2 pseudogenes are annotated in these 827 nt (G+C 31.8%); both read left to right on the top strand.

Going from position 1 to position 827, the window contains the following annotated elements:
- Nucleotides 1–351: pseudogene (locus tag KSU54_RS18515) on the top strand (L,D-transpeptidase family protein); the annotation flags it as partial.
- A gap of 51 nt (nt 352–402) precedes the next feature.
- Nucleotides 403–827: pseudogene (locus tag KSU54_RS18510) on the top strand (hypothetical protein); the annotation flags it as partial.

The raw sequence follows: 827 nt of genomic DNA, 5'->3' as shown, positions 1-827 counted from the left end.
AATCCAGGTACTTCTAGAGGATGGTTACAGGTCAACAACAATCATTACTGGGTAGATGATGTAAACAGTCCATATTACAATAAATTAGTTGATGCTAGTCAGACTGGAATTCAATGGAGCAGTGCTGAGCATTTAATTGGTTATCCAACAGCATATAAGTATGCTATTGCTGTAAATTATAATACAGCTTGTACACCAGGTGCGGGTAGTGCTATCTTTTTACACTGCTCAACTGGCGGTTCAACAGCAGGATGTATTAGCGTGAGTCAATCAAATATGATTCGTATATTACAGTCACTACAGGGTGATACTTTAATAGGAATATATCAAAATTCAAATAGTTTATACTAAAGTTTGAATTATAGAGTAATAAATTATAAAATTTAGATGGAGGGATAAAGTATGGACATCAGAAAAGATATTATTGATAAGTATTTAAATACCAAAAAGAACAGGATCATTGCGGGCTGTGTTACAGGTTTAATTGTCTTAGGTTGTGGTGGAGGAATTGTATATGCGACAAGAGACACCTCACCAAAATTACAACTAAAGAAAAATACGATTAATCTTGAATACGGAAAAGAATTTAAAGCTGATTTTGACACTTTAGTTGATACTAAAGGATTAAATAAAGAAGATAAGGAATATTTGAAAAAAAACCTTAAAATAAAATCAGATATTAAAAATGATACTGAAAGTGTGACCAAAGAGGATGGTACTACAGAAGAAAAAGATCGTGGATTTGCTAAAGTAGGAGATTATAAAGTAAATTTAACATATAAAGATGAAACTAAAACAGTTAAGGTAGTTGTGAAAGATACAACTGC

The sequence above is a fragment of the Erysipelatoclostridium sp. MSK.23.31 genome (genome assembly GCF_019125875.1).
Taxonomy (GTDB): domain Bacteria; phylum Bacillota_I; class Bacilli_A; order Erysipelotrichales; family Coprobacillaceae; genus Thomasclavelia; species Thomasclavelia ramosa.
This window is presented reverse-complemented; position numbering and strand designations above follow the sequence as displayed.